General features: G+C 67.9%; 13 protein-coding genes and 1 pseudogene. 5 read left to right on the forward strand and 9 right to left on the reverse strand.

What is annotated here, in order from left to right:
* The 5 genes from ACXJKR_RS08670 to guaD all read right to left on the reverse strand — a co-directional run.
* The coding region (locus tag ACXJKR_RS08670) for a PAS domain S-box protein (protein WP_457322420.1) at positions 1–1,649 on the reverse strand (1,649 nt) is incomplete at its 3' end.
* Entirely contained in the window at positions 1,649–2,416 is a 768-nt protein-coding gene (locus tag ACXJKR_RS08675) for a winged helix-turn-helix domain-containing protein (RefSeq protein ID WP_457322422.1), read from the reverse strand. The genes ACXJKR_RS08670 and ACXJKR_RS08675, both read right to left, overlap by 1 nt.
* Positions 2,417–2,523: 107 nt before the next feature.
* Complete coding sequence (locus ACXJKR_RS08680) at positions 2,524–2,715, reverse strand: hypothetical protein (protein ID WP_056198443.1); 192 nt, start codon at positions 2,713–2,715, stop codon at positions 2,524–2,526.
* A gap of 13 nt (positions 2,716–2,728) precedes the next feature.
* Complete coding sequence (locus ACXJKR_RS08685; RefSeq protein ID WP_457322424.1) at positions 2,729–4,687, reverse strand: S9 family peptidase; 1,959 nt, start codon at positions 4,685–4,687, stop codon at positions 2,729–2,731.
* A gap of 179 nt (positions 4,688–4,866) precedes the next feature.
* Positions 4,867–6,174: a guanine deaminase gene (gene guaD, locus ACXJKR_RS08690; RefSeq protein WP_457322426.1), complete on the reverse strand. Its 1,308-nt coding sequence runs from the start codon at positions 6,172–6,174 to the stop codon at positions 4,867–4,869.
* A 39-nt stretch (positions 6,175–6,213) separates the two neighbouring features.
* Between guaD and xdhA the strand changes: the two genes are divergently transcribed.
* The 4 genes from xdhA (at position 6,214) to ACXJKR_RS08710 (ending at position 11,303) form a co-directional block, all read left to right on the forward strand.
* Positions 6,214–7,683 carry a xanthine dehydrogenase small subunit gene (xdhA, locus tag ACXJKR_RS08695; RefSeq protein ID WP_457322428.1) on the forward strand — a complete coding sequence of 490 codons (1,470 nt, stop codon included), beginning with the start codon at positions 6,214–6,216 and terminating at the stop codon, positions 7,681–7,683.
* Positions 7,680–9,998, forward strand: coding sequence for a xanthine dehydrogenase molybdopterin binding subunit (gene xdhB, locus ACXJKR_RS08700; RefSeq protein WP_457322430.1), 2,319 nt, complete (start codon positions 7,680–7,682; stop codon positions 9,996–9,998). Before xdhA ends, xdhB begins: the two co-directional genes overlap by 4 nt.
* Complete coding sequence (locus ACXJKR_RS08705) at positions 9,995–10,567, forward strand: peptidoglycan recognition protein family protein (protein ID WP_457322432.1); 573 nt, start codon at positions 9,995–9,997, stop codon at positions 10,565–10,567. The genes xdhB and ACXJKR_RS08705 overlap by 4 nt, the downstream gene beginning before the upstream one ends.
* Before the next feature lie 160 nt (positions 10,568–10,727).
* The gene (locus ACXJKR_RS08710; protein WP_457322434.1) at positions 10,728–11,303 is read left to right on the forward strand and encodes a hypothetical protein; all 576 of its coding nucleotides are present in this window, start codon (positions 10,728–10,730) and stop codon (positions 11,301–11,303) included.
* A 15-nt stretch (positions 11,304–11,318) separates the two neighbouring features.
* Here the strand turns inward: ACXJKR_RS08710 and ACXJKR_RS08715 are convergent, their stop codons facing one another.
* The 4 genes from ACXJKR_RS08715 to polA form a co-directional block, all read right to left on the reverse strand.
* On the reverse strand, positions 11,319–11,951 hold the full coding sequence (locus tag ACXJKR_RS08715; RefSeq protein WP_457322436.1) for a response regulator transcription factor: 633 nt from the start codon (positions 11,949–11,951) through the stop codon (positions 11,319–11,321).
* 34 nt (positions 11,952–11,985) lie between these two features.
* A complete protein-coding gene (locus ACXJKR_RS08720) occupies positions 11,986–12,606 on the reverse strand; it encodes an AAA family ATPase (RefSeq protein WP_457322438.1) in 621 nt (206 codons plus the stop codon).
* 172 nt (positions 12,607–12,778) lie between these two features.
* On the reverse strand, positions 12,779–13,132 hold the full coding sequence (locus ACXJKR_RS08725; RefSeq protein WP_457322440.1) for a hypothetical protein: 354 nt from the start codon (positions 13,130–13,132) through the stop codon (positions 12,779–12,781).
* 82 nt (positions 13,133–13,214) lie between these two features.
* The gene (gene polA, locus ACXJKR_RS08730; RefSeq protein ID WP_457322442.1) at positions 13,215–15,977 is read right to left on the reverse strand and encodes a DNA polymerase I; all 2,763 of its coding nucleotides are present in this window, start codon (positions 15,975–15,977) and stop codon (positions 13,215–13,217) included.
* A 42-nt stretch (positions 15,978–16,019) separates the two neighbouring features.
* On the opposite strand from polA, the pseudogene ACXJKR_RS08735 reads away from it, so the two are divergent.
* Positions 16,020–16,284 (forward strand): annotated as a pseudogene (locus ACXJKR_RS08735) (hypothetical protein); the annotation flags it as partial.

The raw sequence follows: 16,284 nt of genomic DNA on the forward strand, positions 1-16,284 counted from the left end.
GCATCGTGCGGCACCGGCAGATACAGGCTGATCGTCGTGCCAAGGCCGGCCGTGCTGTCCAGCGCGACGGCGCCCTGTGACTGCTTGACGAAGCCATAGACGGCACTCAGCCCCAGGCCCGTGCCGCGGCCGGCCTGTTTGGTCGTGAAGAAGGGCTCGAAGGCACGCTCCTTGACAGCCTCAGGCATGCCTGTGCCGGTGTCGGTGACGGCGATGCGGACGAACCGGCCTTCGCCGAGCTCGTCCTGCAGGCCCGTCGGCAGCATGCCCGCGGCCGCCGCGGAAAAACGCAGATCGCCGCCGTCGAGCATCGCGTCGCGCGCATTGATCGCGATGTTGAGCAGGGCAGCTTCCAACTGGCCCGCGTCGGCCAGCGCCAGGGGGCAGTCCGGCGCGACATCGACGCTGATGCGGATGCGCTGGTCCAATGTGCGGCGCAGCATGTCCGACAGCGGGTGCAGCAGGCCATGCACGTCGACCGCGCTGGGCTGCAGCACCTGGCGGCGCGAGAAGGCCAGCAGCTTGCCGGTCAGCTCCGCGCCGCGCTTGGATGCGCGCATCGCGGCGCTCACCAGTTGCAGGGCGCCACCGTCCTGCGCCAGTGCCGGCAGCTCCTCCAGCACCTGCAGATTGCCTTGGATGACGGTCAGCAGGTTGTTGAAGTCGTGGGCAATGCCGCCCGTCAGCTGGCCAACACTTTCGAGGCGCTGGGCATGGCTCAGCGCCTCCTCGGTCTGCGCCCGCTGCAGGCAGGTGACCAGCAGATTGGCCAGTGACTCAAGGAAGCGCTGTTCATCGTCGCCGAACCGCTTCGACTGGCGGGAACGAACCTTCAAGGCGCCAATGACGCGGCCGCGGTCCAGCAGCGGCACCGCCAATGCGCTGACCAACCCTGCCGCGAGATAGTCGGGGGGCACCGCATAGCGTTGTTCTGCGCGGAAATCCTCGATCACGACCGATTGCCCCTGGCTCAGCACGACGCCCAGCGGCGTGTCGCCGCGATTGGGCACGATGCAACCCAGTGACTCGCCGGCGATCAGGCCCACGCCCCCGGCGACGCGCAGTTCAAGCCGGTTGCTTTCCAGCAGGAACACCAGCGCCATCTCGACTTCCAGCGCCTCGGCGGCGATGGCCGGTACCTGCTGCAACAGCTGCTGCGGATCGCGTGCGTCGACGGCCAGGCGGCCCAGCTGCGCCAGATGCTCGCTGTAGCGCGCCCGCTGCAACGCCTGTTTGACGCGCGGATAGCCGCCGATGCCGCGGATCGCGGCAACCACGAAGGGCAGGCCGTGGTCTTGCAAAGGGCTCAGCGCGATTTCCACCATCACCTCGCTGCCGTCGCGCCGCCGGGCTACCAGCTCCATCTGCGTGCCCATCGGCCGAGCGCGCGGCGCGTGACCGTAGGCCTGCCGGTATGACGCGTGGCGAGGGCGAATGCTGTCGGGCACCAGTTCGTCCACGCTCGTGCCGACGAGCTCCTCCATCGAGTACCCCAGCAGCGCCGCCGCCGCGGGGTTGGCTCGGGCGATCAGGCCTGCGGCGTCCACCAGCAGCAGGGCGTCCGGATAGGCGGAAAACAGCGAGCGGTAGACGGTCAGGTCATCGACGGGCTGCGGCGTCGGCTGGTTGGCGGGAGGCGTTCCAACCATCAGGTTTTCGCCCGTGCGGAGCCGATGGGCGGAACGAAGATGTAGCCGGCGCCGCGGACCGACTTGATGATCTGTGGATTCTCCGCATCGACTTCCAGCTTCTTGCGCAGGCGTCCGATCTGCACGTCGATCGTGCGGTCAAAGGGCGCAGCTTCGCGACCCCGCGTCTGTTCAAGCAGAAAGTCGCGGGACAGCACGCGACCCGCATGCTGGGCCAGGGCCGCGAGGAGGGAGAACTCGCCGCTGGTGAGCCGCACCTCTGCGCCGTTCGGATCGTCAAGGCGCCGGGCGCCCAGGTCGAGCTGCCAGCCGAGAAATGTCAGGTGCTCGCCACCCGAGGCACTGGCCGCCTGCCGGGGCGCCTGCCCGCTGGCCGGCTGGCCGGAGGCCAACGGGTGCGGCTCCATGCGCCGCAACACGGCCTTGATGCGCGCGACCAGCTCGCGCAGGTCGAAAGGCTTGGTGACGTAGTCATCGGCGCCGACTTCCAGGCCCACGACCTTGTCGACCGAGTCCCCGCGGCCGGTGATGATGACCAGGCCGCAGCGCCAGTGCTCGCGCAGCTGCCGTGCGATGGCGAAGCCGTCCTCTCCGGGCAGGCCCAGATCCAGCAGGACCAGCTCGGGCGGATCGCTGGCCATCAGCTCCATCAGCGCACGGCCCGAATGCAATTGCGTCGTGCGAAAGCCGTGCCCAGGCAGATAGCGGCCGAGCAGCTCGGTGATCGCTGTTTCGTCATCGACAACGGCAATATGCTGAAGCGTCACAGCGTCGGCGCACCTGAAGCGTTATGGGGATGGCAAGGATTCTGGCACCGATCGGTGCCACGAAATCATTGTGCAAGGCCGCTGGCGCCCCGCGACCCCTCGCCCGGCTAGCGCCCGCTCAGCACGCGCGCAGGCAGCATGACGATGGCACGCAGCAGCCCGAAGGCGCCGTCGACGGCGATGCCCAGCAACCTGAAGGGCAGCGTGATCAGCCAGACCAGCGGCCACAGCAGCAGCGCCAGGATGGCCAGCGGCCAGCAGATCACGAACAGGATGCACCAGAGCAGGAAGCTGAACATCGCGGACTCCTTCTTACTTGACCGGCTGACTGATGCCGGGCTTCAGGTATTTATCCAAGAACTCGACCATGCGGCGGTTGGCCTCCAGCGTGTTCTTCTTCTTGGAGAAGCCGTGGCCCTCGTCGTCGAACACGAGATAGTCCACCGGCACATTGTTCTTCTTGACCGCCGCGACGATGTCGTCGCTCTCGGGCTTGATGACGCGCGGGTCGTTGGCGCCCTGGATGACCATCAGCGGCTTCTTGATCTCGCTGGCATGGAAGAGCGGTGACGTGGCCATCAGGCGCTCACGGTCCTTCACCGGGTCGCCCACCTCCTGATAGAGCGCCAGGCGGAAGCTCTCCCAATAGGGCGGAATGCTTTCCAGCGTGCGGATCCAGTTGGCGACGCCGAAGATGTCGATGCCGACCTTGAAGGCCTCGGGGCGGAAGGCCATGGCCGACAGCACCATATAGCCGCCATAGCTGCCGCCGACGATGCCGATGCGCTCGGGGTCGATGACGCCGGTGCCGGCCAGGAAGGTCTTGGCCTCGATGCAGTCCCACAGCGGCTCGCGGCCATGCTTGCCGTCGTCAGCCGTGAAGAAGCTCTTGCCATAGCCCGAGCTGCCGCGGTTGTTGATGCCCAGCACGGCATAGCCGTTGTTGACAAAGTACTGCATCAGCGCCGAGTAGCCGCGCTTGGTCTGGCCGCCGGGGCCGCCATGCACCCAGACGATGGCCGGCACCTTGTGGGTTGGCGAGGCTTCCTTGGGCAGCATGTAGACCGACGGGACGACCATGCCGTCGAAGCTCTTGAAGCGGGCGATGGAGGCGTCCACCAGCTCGGCCGGGTCGATGTCCTTGGACAGGCTCTGCGTCAGCTGCTTCGGCGCGGCGTTGGAGCCGACCTCGGCGACGAACAGGTTGTTGGGCGAGCGGTCGCCGTTCACGTAGAAGGCCATGCGCTTGCCGCTGCGGGAGAAGGTCACGCCGCGCACGTCGCCGCCGGGTAGCTGGGGCAGCGCCATCGGCTTTCCGTCGCGGTACAGGCGCAGCGCGATGCTGGCGTCGGCATTGATGCCGGTGATGCGGTAGCGGCCGTCCTTGGAGAAGGCCGTGTAGTCCACGTCCCAATCGGCCTTCTCGATCTCGCGGGTCGCGCCGCTGGCCAGGTCGTAGCCGATGACGCGGGTGAACTCGCCGCCGTCGTTGCTGGTCATCAGCAGCTCGCGGCTGTCGGGCGTGAAGTCCTGCGGCGTGTAGTTGGCCACGCCCTGGTGCTTGGTGATGTGCTTGACCTCGCCACTCTTCAGGTCGACCAGGTGCACGTCGGAGTCGGCCGTCGTGTTGATCTTGCCCACCGCCAGCCAGCGGCCGTCGCGGCTGATGTCGCTCAACTCCCAGCCGGCCTCGTTCTTGAAGACCAGCGTGCGGGCGTAGGTCTTGGCATCAAAGCGGTAGAGGTCGAAGAAGCGCGGATCGCGCTCGTTGGTCGTCACGTAGAAGGCCGTGTCGTCGCCGCTCCAGCCGGCGAACGAAGCCTTGAGCTTGTCGCCCGGCGTCAGGTCCTTCTCGCTGCCGTCGAGCTCACGCACATAGAGATGGTTGAGCTCGTTGCCGGCCTGGTCGCGGGTGTAGAGGAAGCGGTCATCGCCCGGGAAGAAGCCCACCGCGTAGTGACTGTCGGTCTTGGAATTCGTCAGCTGGACCGGCTTGCCGCCGCCCACCGGCATCGCATAGACGTTGAAGATGCCCGTCTCGTTGCTGTGGAAGAGGATGCGGCTCTCGTCGGCCGAGAAGCTGGCGCCACCGATGTTCACGGTGGCCATGAACTGCTCGATGGTGTAGCGCTTGGCGGGCTTGGGCGCCTTGGCGACAGCGGCCGGCTTGTCGGCGGCAACAGCGGCCGGCTTGTCGGCGGCAACAGCGGCCTGGGACGCGCCAGCCAGCAAGGCCAGGGAAGCGACGAGGGTCAGCAGGGGTCGGCTCATGGAGTCTCCGTTGAAATGAGTGGGCAGACTCTAGCCAGCCGCCCCGCCGTCCCCCATCAGGGTTGTGACGAAGCGGCGGAATCGGGGGACAGGCGGTTCAAGGCGACGCTGGGCCGTTCCCGAGTCGCCTTGACCCCCTCGGGGGGCGGGCGGGCTTCAGGCCAGCCCTGGGGGCACCATCAAATGCGCTGCTGGCCTGCAACGTAGCAGGCCGCGAGGTTGCGCTCGTCGGCCAGCGTCATCCACGCAAAGACACGCTCGTGCAGCTCGCGCGCCACCGCGTCGCGCGCCTCGGCGACCGGGCCTTGCGCCCAGTCCCACACGCAGATGTCGGCCGTCTGCCCCACCGACAGGCCGCCGATCTCGCCCCCCAGCTGCAGCGCCTCGGCCGCGCCCCGCGTGGCGGCATGCAGGGCCACCCAGGCGGTCATGCGCTCGCCGCGCAGGGCCTGCACCTTGTAGGCATCGAGCATGTTGCGGGGCAGGCTGAGCGTCGTACCACCGCCGACGTCCGAAGCCAGGCTGATGTTGAAAGCGGCACCCGGCCAGTCGAACAGGCCGCTGCCCAGGAATAGATTGCTCGACGGGCAATGCGCCACCTGGGCGCCACGGTCAGCGATGACGACGCGGTCGCGCGGGTCCAGATAAATGCCATGGGCCAGCACCGAGCGCTCGTGCACGAGGCCGACGCGCTCATACACATCCAGGTAGCTGCGCGCATCCGGGAACAGCTCCGCCACCCAGGCGACCTCGGCGCGGTTCTCGGCGACGTGGGTCTGCATATAGAGGCTGGCATCGGCGCGGCACAGCGCGCCGGCCATTGCCAGTTGCTCGGGCGTGCTGGTCGGCGCAAAGCGCACCGTCACGGCGTACGCCAGCCGGTCGCGGCCATGGAAGCGGGCGATGAGGTCGACGCAATCCTTCTCGGCCTGAACGACGTCGTCCCGCAGCCCGTCCGGCGCATGGCGGTCCATCAACACCTTGCCGGTGATGAGGCGCATGCCGCGTGCCGCGGCGCTGTCGAACAGGGCCTCGGCCGATACCTTGTGCACGGTCGGGAAGACGACGGCCGAGGTCGTGCCGCTGGCCAGCAGCGCATCCAGGAAGACCTCGGCCCCTGCGCGGCTGCGCGCCGGGTCGGCAAAGGTGCATTCGCTGGGGAAGGTGTAGCGCTTGAGCCAGTCCAGCAGCTCGGTGCCGTAGGAGCCGATGACCTCCAGCTGCGGGCAGTGGACGTGGGTGTCGATGAACCCCGGCAGCACCAGCTTGCCGGCATGGTCCTTGCGCGCCCAACCGGCATCCGGCTCGGCGGCCTGCCTCCCGACGATGCGGCCGTCCTCGATCAGCAGCCAGTGGTCGCGGTCAAAGCGCACCGCCGGTGGCTCGGTTTCGCCCCAGCGTGGTGCGGCCGTGAAATCCAGCAGATCGCCCCGCAGGGCCCATCGGCGTGGACTGTCGACGAATTTTTCCTGGTTAGTAAAACTCATATGGCAATTCTGAGGCAACGCTCGACAATCGAGGCCAGCATGAATACCCGACCCATCCGTTTTTTCCACCGCGGCGAGGTCGTCGAGGTCCAGAACCTGCCTCCGACGACCACCGTGCTGCAATACCTGCGCGAGCATGCCGGCTGTACCGGCACCAAGGAAGGCTGTGCCGAGGGCGACTGCGGCGCCTGCACCGTCATCCAGGGCGAGCTGGGTGCCGACGGCCAGCTGGAACTGCGCAACGTCAACGCCTGCACCCAGTTCCTGCCGACGCTCGACGGCCGCGCGCTGCTGACGGTGGAAGACCTGGGCGGCCCGCAGCGGCTCAACCCCGCCCAGCAGGCCATGGTGGACTGCCATGGCTCCCAGTGCGGCTTCTGCACCCCCGGCTTCGTCATGAGCCTGACGGCTTGTTATGAAACCCACCAAGCCGCCGGCACCAAGCCCACCCGCCAGCAACTGGCCGATGCGCTGGCCGGCAACCTCTGCCGCTGCACGGGCTACCGGCCCATCCTGGATGCCGGCGAACAGATGTTCGACGCGCCCGCCCGCTGCCTGGACCGTGCGCCCATCGCTGAGGCTCTGCAGACCCTGGCCGCCGACGAGCCGCTGGACTATGGCCACGCCGGCGCCCGCTTCCATGCACCGCAAAGCATCCACGACCTGGCCCTGCTGCGCGAGACCTATCCGCAGGCGACGCTGCTGGCCGGGTCGACCGACGTGGGCCTGTGGGTGAACAAGCAGTTCCGCGACCTGGGGGACGTCATCTACACCGGCCGTGTCGCGGCGCTGCGCGAGATCCGCAACGACGGTACCGGCCTGTGGATCGGTGCCGCCGCTTCGCTGGAAGACAGCTGGGCCGTGCTGACCGCCGCCGTGCCCCGCCTGCGTGAACTGTGGCTGCGCTTCGCGTCGCCGCCGGTGCGCCATGCCGGCACGCTGGGCGGCAACATCGCCAATGGCTCGCCCATCGGCGACGGTGCGCCGGCCCTGATCGCCCTGGGCGCCGACATCATCCTGCGCCGCGGCTCGCAGCAGCGCCGCCTCAAACTGCAGGACTTCTATCTCGACTACATGAAGAAGGACCTGCAGCCCGGCGAATTCGTCGAGGCACTGCATGTCCCCCTGCCCTCGCCCGACTGGCGCTTCAGCGCGCACAAGATCGCCAAGCGCCATGACAGCGACATCTCGGCCGTCTGCGCCGTGCTGGCGATCAGGCTGGATGCCGGCGCCGTGCAGGAGGCGCGCTTCGCGTTCGGTGGCATGGCCGCCATCGTCAAGCGCGCCGCCGCGGCGGAAGCCGCCGTCGTCGGCCAGCCCTGGAGCGAAGCCACTGCCAAGGCTGCAGCCGCCGCGCTGCCGCAGGACTTCAAGCCCATGACCGACATGCGCGCCAGCGCTGACTACCGGCTCAAGGTGGCGCAGAACCTTTTCATCAAGCTGTGGCTGGAAACCGTCGGCGCTGTGCCTGTCGGCGTCTGGCCGTCCATGCAAGAGGTGCTGGCATGAACAAGCCCGAAACCCTGTACCTCGCACAGCCCGTCGTCGGCAAGTCGCTGCCGCACGAGTCGGCGCATCTGCACGTCAGCGGCGCCGCGCCCTACATCGACGACCTGCCCGAGCCCGCCGGCACGCTGCACGCGGCGCTGGGCCTGTCGCCGATCGCGCACGGCAAGCTGCTGAGCGTCGACCTGGAGCGCGTCCGGCAGATGCCCGGCGTCGTCGCCGTGCTCAGCGCAGCCGATATTGCCGGTGAGAACAACTGCGGGCCGCTGCTGCATGACGACCCCATCCTGGCGGCGGACGAGCTGCGCTATGTGGGCCAGCCGGTGTTCGCCGTCATCGCGACCCACCGCGAACTGGCGCGCCGCGCGGCGGGGCTGGCCAGACAGGTCATCCAGGCCGAGCCGCTGCCGCCGCTGCTGACGGCACTGCAAGCGCATGCCGCCGGCCAGTACGTGCTGGCGCCTGCGCACCTGACGCGCGGCGAGCCGGCCGAACAGCTCGCCAGCGCACCGCACCGGCTGCAGGGAAGCTGGAGCCTGGGCGGCCAGGAGCAGTTCTATCTGGAGGGCCAGATCAGCCTGGCCATGCCGCAGGAGGGCGGCGACGCCTTGCTCGTGCACTGCTCGACCCAACACCCGAGCGAGATGCAGCAGCTCGTGGCGCATTGCCTGGGCTGGCATGCCCATCGTGTCGTCGTGCAATGCCGGCGCATGGGTGGCGGCTTTGGCGGCAAGGAGAGCCAATCCGCTCTCTTCGCCTGCGTCGCGTCCATCGCTGCGCTGAAGCTGAAGAAACCCGTGAAGCTCCGCGTGGACCGCGACGACGATTTCCTCGTCACGGGACGCCGTCATGGCTTCGACTACCGATGGGATGTCGGCTTCGACGCCGACGGTCGCATCCTTGCCGTCGACATCGACCTGATCGCCAACGCCGGGCACAGCGCCGACCTTTCCGCCCCCGTGATGGCCCGCGCGCTCTGCCATTTCGACAACGCCTATTGGCTGCCGCATGTTGCGATGCATGGCTACTGCGCCAAGACCAACACGCAGAGCAACACGGCCTTCCGCGGCTTTGGCGGACCGCAGGGTGCCATTGCCATCGAGATGATCCTGGACGGTGTCGCCCGCCAGCTCGGATTGGACCCGGCCGAGGTGCGCCAGCGCAATTTCTACACCGCCGGCCAGGACATGACGCCCTATGGCCAGCAGGTCGAGGAACTGCACGCCCAACCGCTGACGGCGCAGCTGCTTGCCAGCAGCCGCTACGCCGAACGCCGCGCCGAGATCGCCGCCTTCAACGCCGCCAGCCCGGTGCTGAAAAAGGGCCTGGCCTTCACGCCGGTCAAGTTCGGCATCTCCTTCAACGTGGCCCACCTGAACCAGGCCGGCGCACTGGTGCATGTCTACACCGACGGCTCGGTGCTGGTGAACCACGGCGGCACGGAAATGGGCCAGGGCCTGAACACCAAGGTGGCCCAGGTCGTCGCGCATGAGTTGGGCCTGCCGTTGGCCAGCGTGCGCTGCTCGGCCACCGACACGAGCAAGGTCGCCAACACCTCCGCCACGGCCGCATCCACCGGCAGCGACCTGAACGGCAAGGCCGCGCAGGATGCCGCGCGCAAGATCAAGGGGCGGCTGGCCGCCTTCGCCGCCGAGCGCTTTGGCTGCGCCGCCGAGCTGGTCGCCTTTGATGGCGGCCAGGTCAGCGGCGGCGGCCAAAGCCTGCCCTTTGGCGAACTCGTCGCCGCGGCCTACCTGAAGCGCGTGCAGCTGTGGAGCGACGGCTTCTACGCCACGCCCGGCCTGCACTGGGACCGCAGCAAGCTGCAGGGCCACCCTTTCTATTACTACGCCTGGGGCGGCGCCGTCTGTGAGGCGCTGGTGGACACACTGACCGGCGAAAGCCGCATCACGCGCGCCGACATCTTGCACGACGTGGGCCAGAGCCTGAACCCGGCCATCGACATCGGCCAGATCGAGGGCGGCTTCATCCAGGGCATGGGCTGGCTGACGACGGAGGAGCTGGTCTGGCACCCCACGACGGGTTTGCTGACCACGCACGCGCCCAGCACCTACAAGATCCCGACCGCCAACGATTGCCCGCCGGAACTGCGTGTGGAGCTGTTCGGCGTGGCCAATGCCAGCGAAACCATCCACCGCAGCAAGGCCGTCGGCGAGCCGCCGCTGCTGCTGGGGTTTTCGGCCCTGCTGGCCATCAAGGACGCCTGCGCCGCCTGCGGCCCAGAGAATTGCGATCCGCCGCTGCAGGCGCCGGCCACGGCCGAGGCGGTGCTCAACGCGATCGACGCCGTCCGTTGAAGCTCATCGCCGCCCTCACCGTCCTGCTGGCGCTCGGCAGTTGCGCCACTGCACCGCCGGCGCCCGACATCGTCAGCGTCGACAGCTGGGGCGGCAGTGCAGCCACATCCACGGCAGCGCCGCAGCAGATCACGCACATCACGATCCACCACCAGGGCGAGATCTGGAAGGACGGCGCCGACGTCGAGGCCTACTTGCGCCGGCTGCAGCAGTGGTCGCGCCTGACCAAGCGCTGGGCGGACATCCCCTACCACTACGTCATCGCGCCCGACGGCCGCATCTACGCGGCGCGGCCGCTGGCCCAGGCCGGCGACACCAACACCGAATACGACCCGCGCGGCCACGCCCTCGTCATGCTGGTGGGCAACTTCGAGGAGCAGCAGCCCACGCCGGCCCAGCTCAACGCCGCCGTCGAGCTGACCGCGTGGCTGGTCCGCCAACACCACCTCGGCCTGGACGCCATCGCCAGCCACAAGGACTACAGCCGGCAGACCGTCTGCCCGGGCAAGAATCTGTACGCCTACCTGGAATCCGGCTGGTTCAAGGCCGAGGTGGGCAAGCGCCTCTGATCAGCGGGTTTTCTGCGTGGCCACCACGACGGCTGAGTGCGCGAGCTGACGTCGCGTGCCGTCAGCAGGTGCAGCACATGCGACGTGCGCTGACGGGGTGGCGCCGCTGGGGCGTGCTTCAATCGGCGCACAAAAAGCCGAAACGGGAGAGGACGACGTCATGAAACCATTGCTTTTGACCGCTGCACTGCTGGCGGCAGGCTGCAGCACCGCGTCGCCCCTGCGGCAATCGCAGGAAAGTTTCAACGCGGCTTACGGCGTGGTCGCTGGCAACACCGACACCATCGTCATTTCCAGTTCGCCACCCTATGTGCAGATCACCGTGGTGGACAAGCGGACGTCGGAGGCTCGTACGCGCTGCATCAACGCCTACTCTCTTCTCGGCGCCCTGGGACTTGAGCACGGCCTGCCGGTCGGCGCATACGCGGAAACGCTAAGGCTCGCGCTGACCAACAAGGAGCGGCGTTTCGAATTCACCAAACCGGAGGCCCTGGCCAACCTGGTCATCAGCTACGCCGACGCCGACCTTGAGGTGATGCAGCAACGATTGGCGCCCTACAGCGACGCTGAACTTGCAACAGGATTCGGCGRCCAGGGAACGCTTCAGAGCTTGCTCGACGGCTCGCCTGCAGACCGCCCCCGGGCCTATCGCGACGCTGCGGCCTGTGTCCTGATCGACCGGGGTTTCTCGCCACGAATCGCTGATCGGACCGGAGCGCTGGTGATATACCGCTGACCGCGGCGTCCATCGTCAACGCGCGCGTTGCGTCGCGACCACCACCGCCTGGGTGCGCGAGTTCACGCCCAGCGCCCTCAGCACCGCGGCCACATGGTCCTTCACGGTGTCCACGCTGACACCCAGCTCGCGGGCGATCAGCTTGTTGGACAGGCCTTGCGTAAGCAGATGCAGCACATGCTTCTGGCGCGGCGTCAGCGGCAGCTCCGCCCAGTCGCCTGGCGCGGGGCCAGCCGAGGCCGGTGTGGCTGCAACGGGTTCAGCCGCACGCTTGAGCGGCGGCACATAGGTGCCACCGGCCAGCACCAGGTGCAGGGCCTGGACCAAGGTATTCAGGTCGCTGCGTTCGGGCACATAGCCCATGGCGCCGGCACCCAGAGCCTGCAGGGCCTCCTCGGTGTCGTCGCTGCCGGAGATGACGACGACCGGCAGCAGCAGGTGCTCGCGGTGGATCTGCTGCAGCAGCTCGAAGCCGCCATCGATGCGCAGGTCCAGCAGCACGAGCCGGGGGATGGCCTGGCCCAGCGCGTCGCGCGCGGCGGCGACAGTGTCCACGCCCTGCACCTGCGCCCCGGCGAAATGCTGCTCGATCAGGCCGGTGAGCGCGGCGCGCACCATCGGAAAAGCATCGACCAGCAAAACCTTCATCACCCCTCCTCGTTGAACCGCGGCGGCATGATATTCAACGCAGGGCCGCGGCGAGCAGGGGTTTGGCCCAGGCGGGCACGCTGCGCAGCGGTGCATGGGCAACGACCCGGCCCGACTGCATCTGCAACAGCAGCACGGGCTGGGGCCGGCGGCCGGCGCGCGGGTCGGCCTCGAAGCTGTTGTCATAAAGGCGCAGGCTGGCCAGGTGAGGCATCAGCTTGACGAGATTGCCGCGGCTGGCGTCAAAGCGCTCGCGCACCTTGGCCTCGGGAATGTCGTGCCCACCCGCGGCCACGCGTGCCTGGATGCGGCGCAGGTGCAGTTCAGGCGTGGCAAGGCCGGCGTACCAGACATGCACCTGGGCACCACCCCGTGCGCCGTCCAGCAGCAACTGGGTCATGCTGGTGCCGCCCAGCGTCGTCTCGAAGGCATAGGTCAGGCTTTCGGCCAGCGCCTTCTCCAGGCCGCGTCGGCCCAGCGTCCAGGCCAGGCCATTGGCCTGTTCAGCGGACAGGCTGGGCTGCTGCTCACGCAAGCGCGCGGCGGCGATGTCGGGATTGAAGAACTCGGCCCCGCTGGCCTGGATGGCCGCGCCGCCGAGGGAACTCTTGCCAGCGCCATTGACGCCGGCGAGCACGTAGAGGCGTGCCGGCAATTCAGCAGTCCGTTCCGGACACAGGCACCGGGCCGAGCGCCGGGCCGCTCCCAAGCCGGCCCGTCAGGCGATGTGCTTGCCGGTCAATCCGGCAAGCATCGCCGTCCCCGCGGGGGACCGACCAGGTTGGCCCGCGTCCAGCGAGGCCAAACTGGGCGAGGGGCCGTCTCATTCAGGCGGCCTTGCGAACGGGTTTGCGCGGCTTGGCGGCCTTCACGGCCACGGCGCCGATGGCCTCGGGCGTCATCGCGAAGGCATCGGCCAGCGCTTCGCCCTGGTCCTGCATGCGCGCCAGCATCGCGTCGAACTCGCCGCCTAATGCACCCAGATCGGGCTCGGCGGCACGCTGCATTTCGCGGTRGCGCTCGACCGACATCAGCACGAAGGCGGGCTGGTCATGCTTGGTGATCAGCACCGCGCCATGGGCCGCGACCGTGCGGCCGACTTTCTGGATACCCGCCACGAGCTGGGTGGCCGACACGCTGGGCAGCTGGTCGGCCAGGGCTTGTTCGAGGACTGCAGACATGATGAGGCTCCCGACTGGCATGGCCGCATTTTGCCTATTTTGGGGAAAATAGGAAATTTAGGGGATTGCGGGAGGCCGAAAATCAGTGCGCTTCTTCCCAGTTCGCGCCAACACCCACCTCGGCCAGCAGCGGCACCTTGAACTCGGCCACGCCGGCCATCRGGCGTGGCACCTCGGTGCGCATCCAGTCCAGTTCGACCTCGGGCACCTCGAAAACCAGTTCGTCGTGCACCTGCATGATGATCCTGGACTGCTTGCCGGCACTGTCCAGTTCCGCCTGCACGGCCAGCATGGCCAGCTTGATCAGGTCGGCCGCCGTGCCCTGCATGGGCGCGTTGATGGCCTGGCGCTCGGCACCGGCGCGGCGCGGGCCATTGCCGCCGCGGATCTCGGGCAGGTAGATGCGCCGGCCGAACAGCGTCGACACATAGCCGAGTTCGGCTGCGCTCGCCTTGGTCTCGTCCATGTACTTCTTGACGCCGGCAAAGCGGGTGAAATAGCGCTCGATGTAGTCCTTGGCCGCTTTCTGCTCGATGCCCAGCGCCGAGGCCAGGCCGAAGGCGCCCATGCCGTAGATGAGACCGAAGTTGATGGTCTTGGCGTAGCGGCGCTGCTCACTGGATACGTCGCCCAGCGCGACGCCGAACACCTCGCTGGCCGTCGCCTTGTGCACGTCCTGCCCTTCCTGGAAGGCGCGCAGCAGCCCCGGGTCCTCGCTGATGTGGGCCATGATGCGCAACTCGATCTGCGAGTAGTCGGCGCTGACGATGCTGAAGCCCTCGGGCGCCACGAACGCCTCGCGCACTCGCCGGCCTTCCGCCGTACGGATGGGGATGTTCTGCAGATTGGGCTCGTTGCTGGACAGCCGCCCGGTCACGGCCACGGCCTGCGCATAGTTGGTGTGCACGCGGCCGGTGTGGGCGTTGATCTGCAGCGGCAGCTTGTCGGTGTAGGTGCTCTTGAGCTTGGACAGGCCGCGGTATTCGAGGATCTTGGCCGGCAGCGGAAAGTCGGCGGCGAGTTCGGTCAATACCTCTTCGTCGGTGGACGGCGCGCCGGTGGCGGTCTTCTTCACGACCGGCAGGCCCAGCTTGGTGAACAGGATGTCGCCGATCTGCTTCGGTGAGCCGATGTTGAAGGGCTGGCCGGCGATCTCGTAGCACTGCTGCTCCAGCAGCACCAGGCGTTGGCCGATCTCATGGCTTTGCAGCTTCAGCCGTTCGGAGTCGATCAGCACGCCATTGCGCTCGACGCGGGCCAGCAGGTCGGCCGTGGGCATTTCGATGTCGCGGTAGATGTGCGTCATGCCAGCGTCGGCCTCGATCTGCGGCCACAGCACGCTGTGCAGATGCAGGCACATCTCGGAATCCTCACCCGAGTAGGTCGTGGCCTTGGCCACATCGACCTGCGCGAACGGGATCTGGTGCGCGCCCTTGCCGCACAGGTCCTCGTAGCTCAGGCCCTTGCGGCCCAGGTGGCGCTCGGCGAGCGCTTCCAGGTTGTGGGTCTTGTGGGCCTCCAGTACATAGCTCTGCAGCAGCGTGTCGTGCTGCACGCCCGCAAGCGCGATGCCATGGTTGAGCAACACATGACGGTCGTACTTCAGGTTCTGGCCGATCTTCTTGGCCGATGCGTCCTCCAGCCAGGGCTTGAGCCGCGCCAGCACGGCGTCCAGTGGCAGTTGCTCGGGCGCGTCCGGGCCGCCGTGGGCCAGCGGGATGTAGGCCGCCTCGCCGGGCTTGTCGGCGAAGGAGATGCCGACGATGCGGGCGGCCATCGGGTCCAACGAATCGGTCTCGGTGTCCAGCGCGCACAGCGGCGCGGCGTGCAGGCGGATGAGCCAGGCTTCCAGCTGCTCGAAACTCAGGATGGTTTCGTACTGGCGGGCAACCTCGGCCGCGCCGGCGGGCGGTTCCGGTTCGTCGAACAGGCCCGGGTTGGCCACCGGTGCCGCCTTGGGCTTGGCCACCACCGCGGTGCCGGTCAGCTCCTCCAGCCAGGCCTTGAAGCCGTTGCGCACGTAGAACTCGCCCAAACGCGCCTTGTCCGGCTCGCGGAAAGCCAGCTCCTCCAGCTTGGGCCAGCCCGGCACATGCTCGGCGAGCTCGCAATCCAGCTTCACGGTGACCAGCTTGCGACCCATGGGCAGCCAGTCCAGCGCGGCGCGCAGGTTCTCGCCGGCCTTGCCCTTGACCGTGGGCGCAGCGGCGATGACGCCGTCCAGCGAGCCGTATTCGGACACCCACTTCGCCGCGGTCTTGGGGCCGACGCCGGTCACGCCAGGCACGTTGTCCACGGTGTCGCCCATCAGCGTCAGGTAGTCGATGATGCGATTGGGCGGCACGCCGAACTTCTCCAGCACGCCGGCCTCGTCCAGCCTCTCGTTGCTCATCGTGTTGATGAGCTCGACGTCGGCGTTGACCAACTGGGCCAGGTCCTTGTCGCCGGTCGACACGATGACGCGATGGCCCTCCTGGGCCGCAATGCAGCACAGCGTGCCGATGACGTCGTCGGCCTCCACGTTCGGCACCGTCAGCGTGGGCCAGCCCAGCAGCTTGACGACCTCGTGGATGGGCTCGATCTGCGCGCGCAGCTCAGGCGGCATGGGCGAGCGTTGGGCCTTGTATTCGGGATACCAGTCGTCGCGGAAGGTCTTGCCCGGCGCATCGAACACGCAGACGGCGTGGGCCGCGCCGATGTCGCTCTGCAGTTTTTTCAGCATGGCCACCATGCCACGCACCGCCCCGGTGGGCTGGCCCTCGGGGCCGCGCAGGTCGGGCATGGCATGGAAGGCGCGATACAGATAGCTGGAGCCGTCGACCAGCAGCAGGATGGGTTTACTCATGGCGACGGATTGTCCGGCAGCCCGCCACCTAGAATCGGCAGCATGTTGCGCCTTGCCGTACCCCTGCTGCTCGCTGCCCTGTGTGGCGGCGCCCTCGCTGACCCGCCGCCAGAACCCAAGGTCGAGCGCACCGTGGCCGAGGACGACCAGGTCCGCATCGAGGAGCTGAAGGTGCGCGGCGAGGCCAAGAAGGTCAYGGTCAAGAACAAGCTGACCAAGGCCCCGGACTACGAAATCGTCGTCAACGACGCCGGCCGCGAATCGGCCGGCGGCACGGGCACGGGCATGCCCAAGAGCGGCTCGGGCG

This window comes from Roseateles sp. P5_E11, from assembly GCF_054049355.1.

What these genes read in the sequence shown, in the direction of transcription:
- xdhB (WP_457322430.1), top strand. Translation starts at nt 7,680, where the DNA reads ATGAACAAGCCCGAAACCCTGTACCTCGCACAGCCCGTCGTCGGCAAG.
- guaD (WP_457322426.1), bottom strand. Translation starts at nt 6,174, where the DNA reads ATGAGTTTTACTAACCAGGAAAAATTCGTCGACAGTCCACGCCGATGG.
- ACXJKR_RS08685 (WP_457322424.1), bottom strand. Translation starts at nt 4,687, where the DNA reads ATGAGCCGACCCCTGCTGACCCTCGTCGCTTCCCTGGCCTTGCTGGCT.
- ACXJKR_RS08715 (WP_457322436.1), bottom strand. Translation starts at nt 11,951, where the DNA reads ATGAAGGTTTTGCTGGTCGATGCTTTTCCGATGGTGCGCGCCGCGCTC.
- xdhA (WP_457322428.1), top strand. Translation starts at nt 6,214, where the DNA reads ATGAATACCCGACCCATCCGTTTTTTCCACCGCGGCGAGGTCGTCGAG.
- ACXJKR_RS08680 (WP_056198443.1), bottom strand. Translation starts at nt 2,715, where the DNA reads ATGTTCAGCTTCCTGCTCTGGTGCATCCTGTTCGTGATCTGCTGGCCG.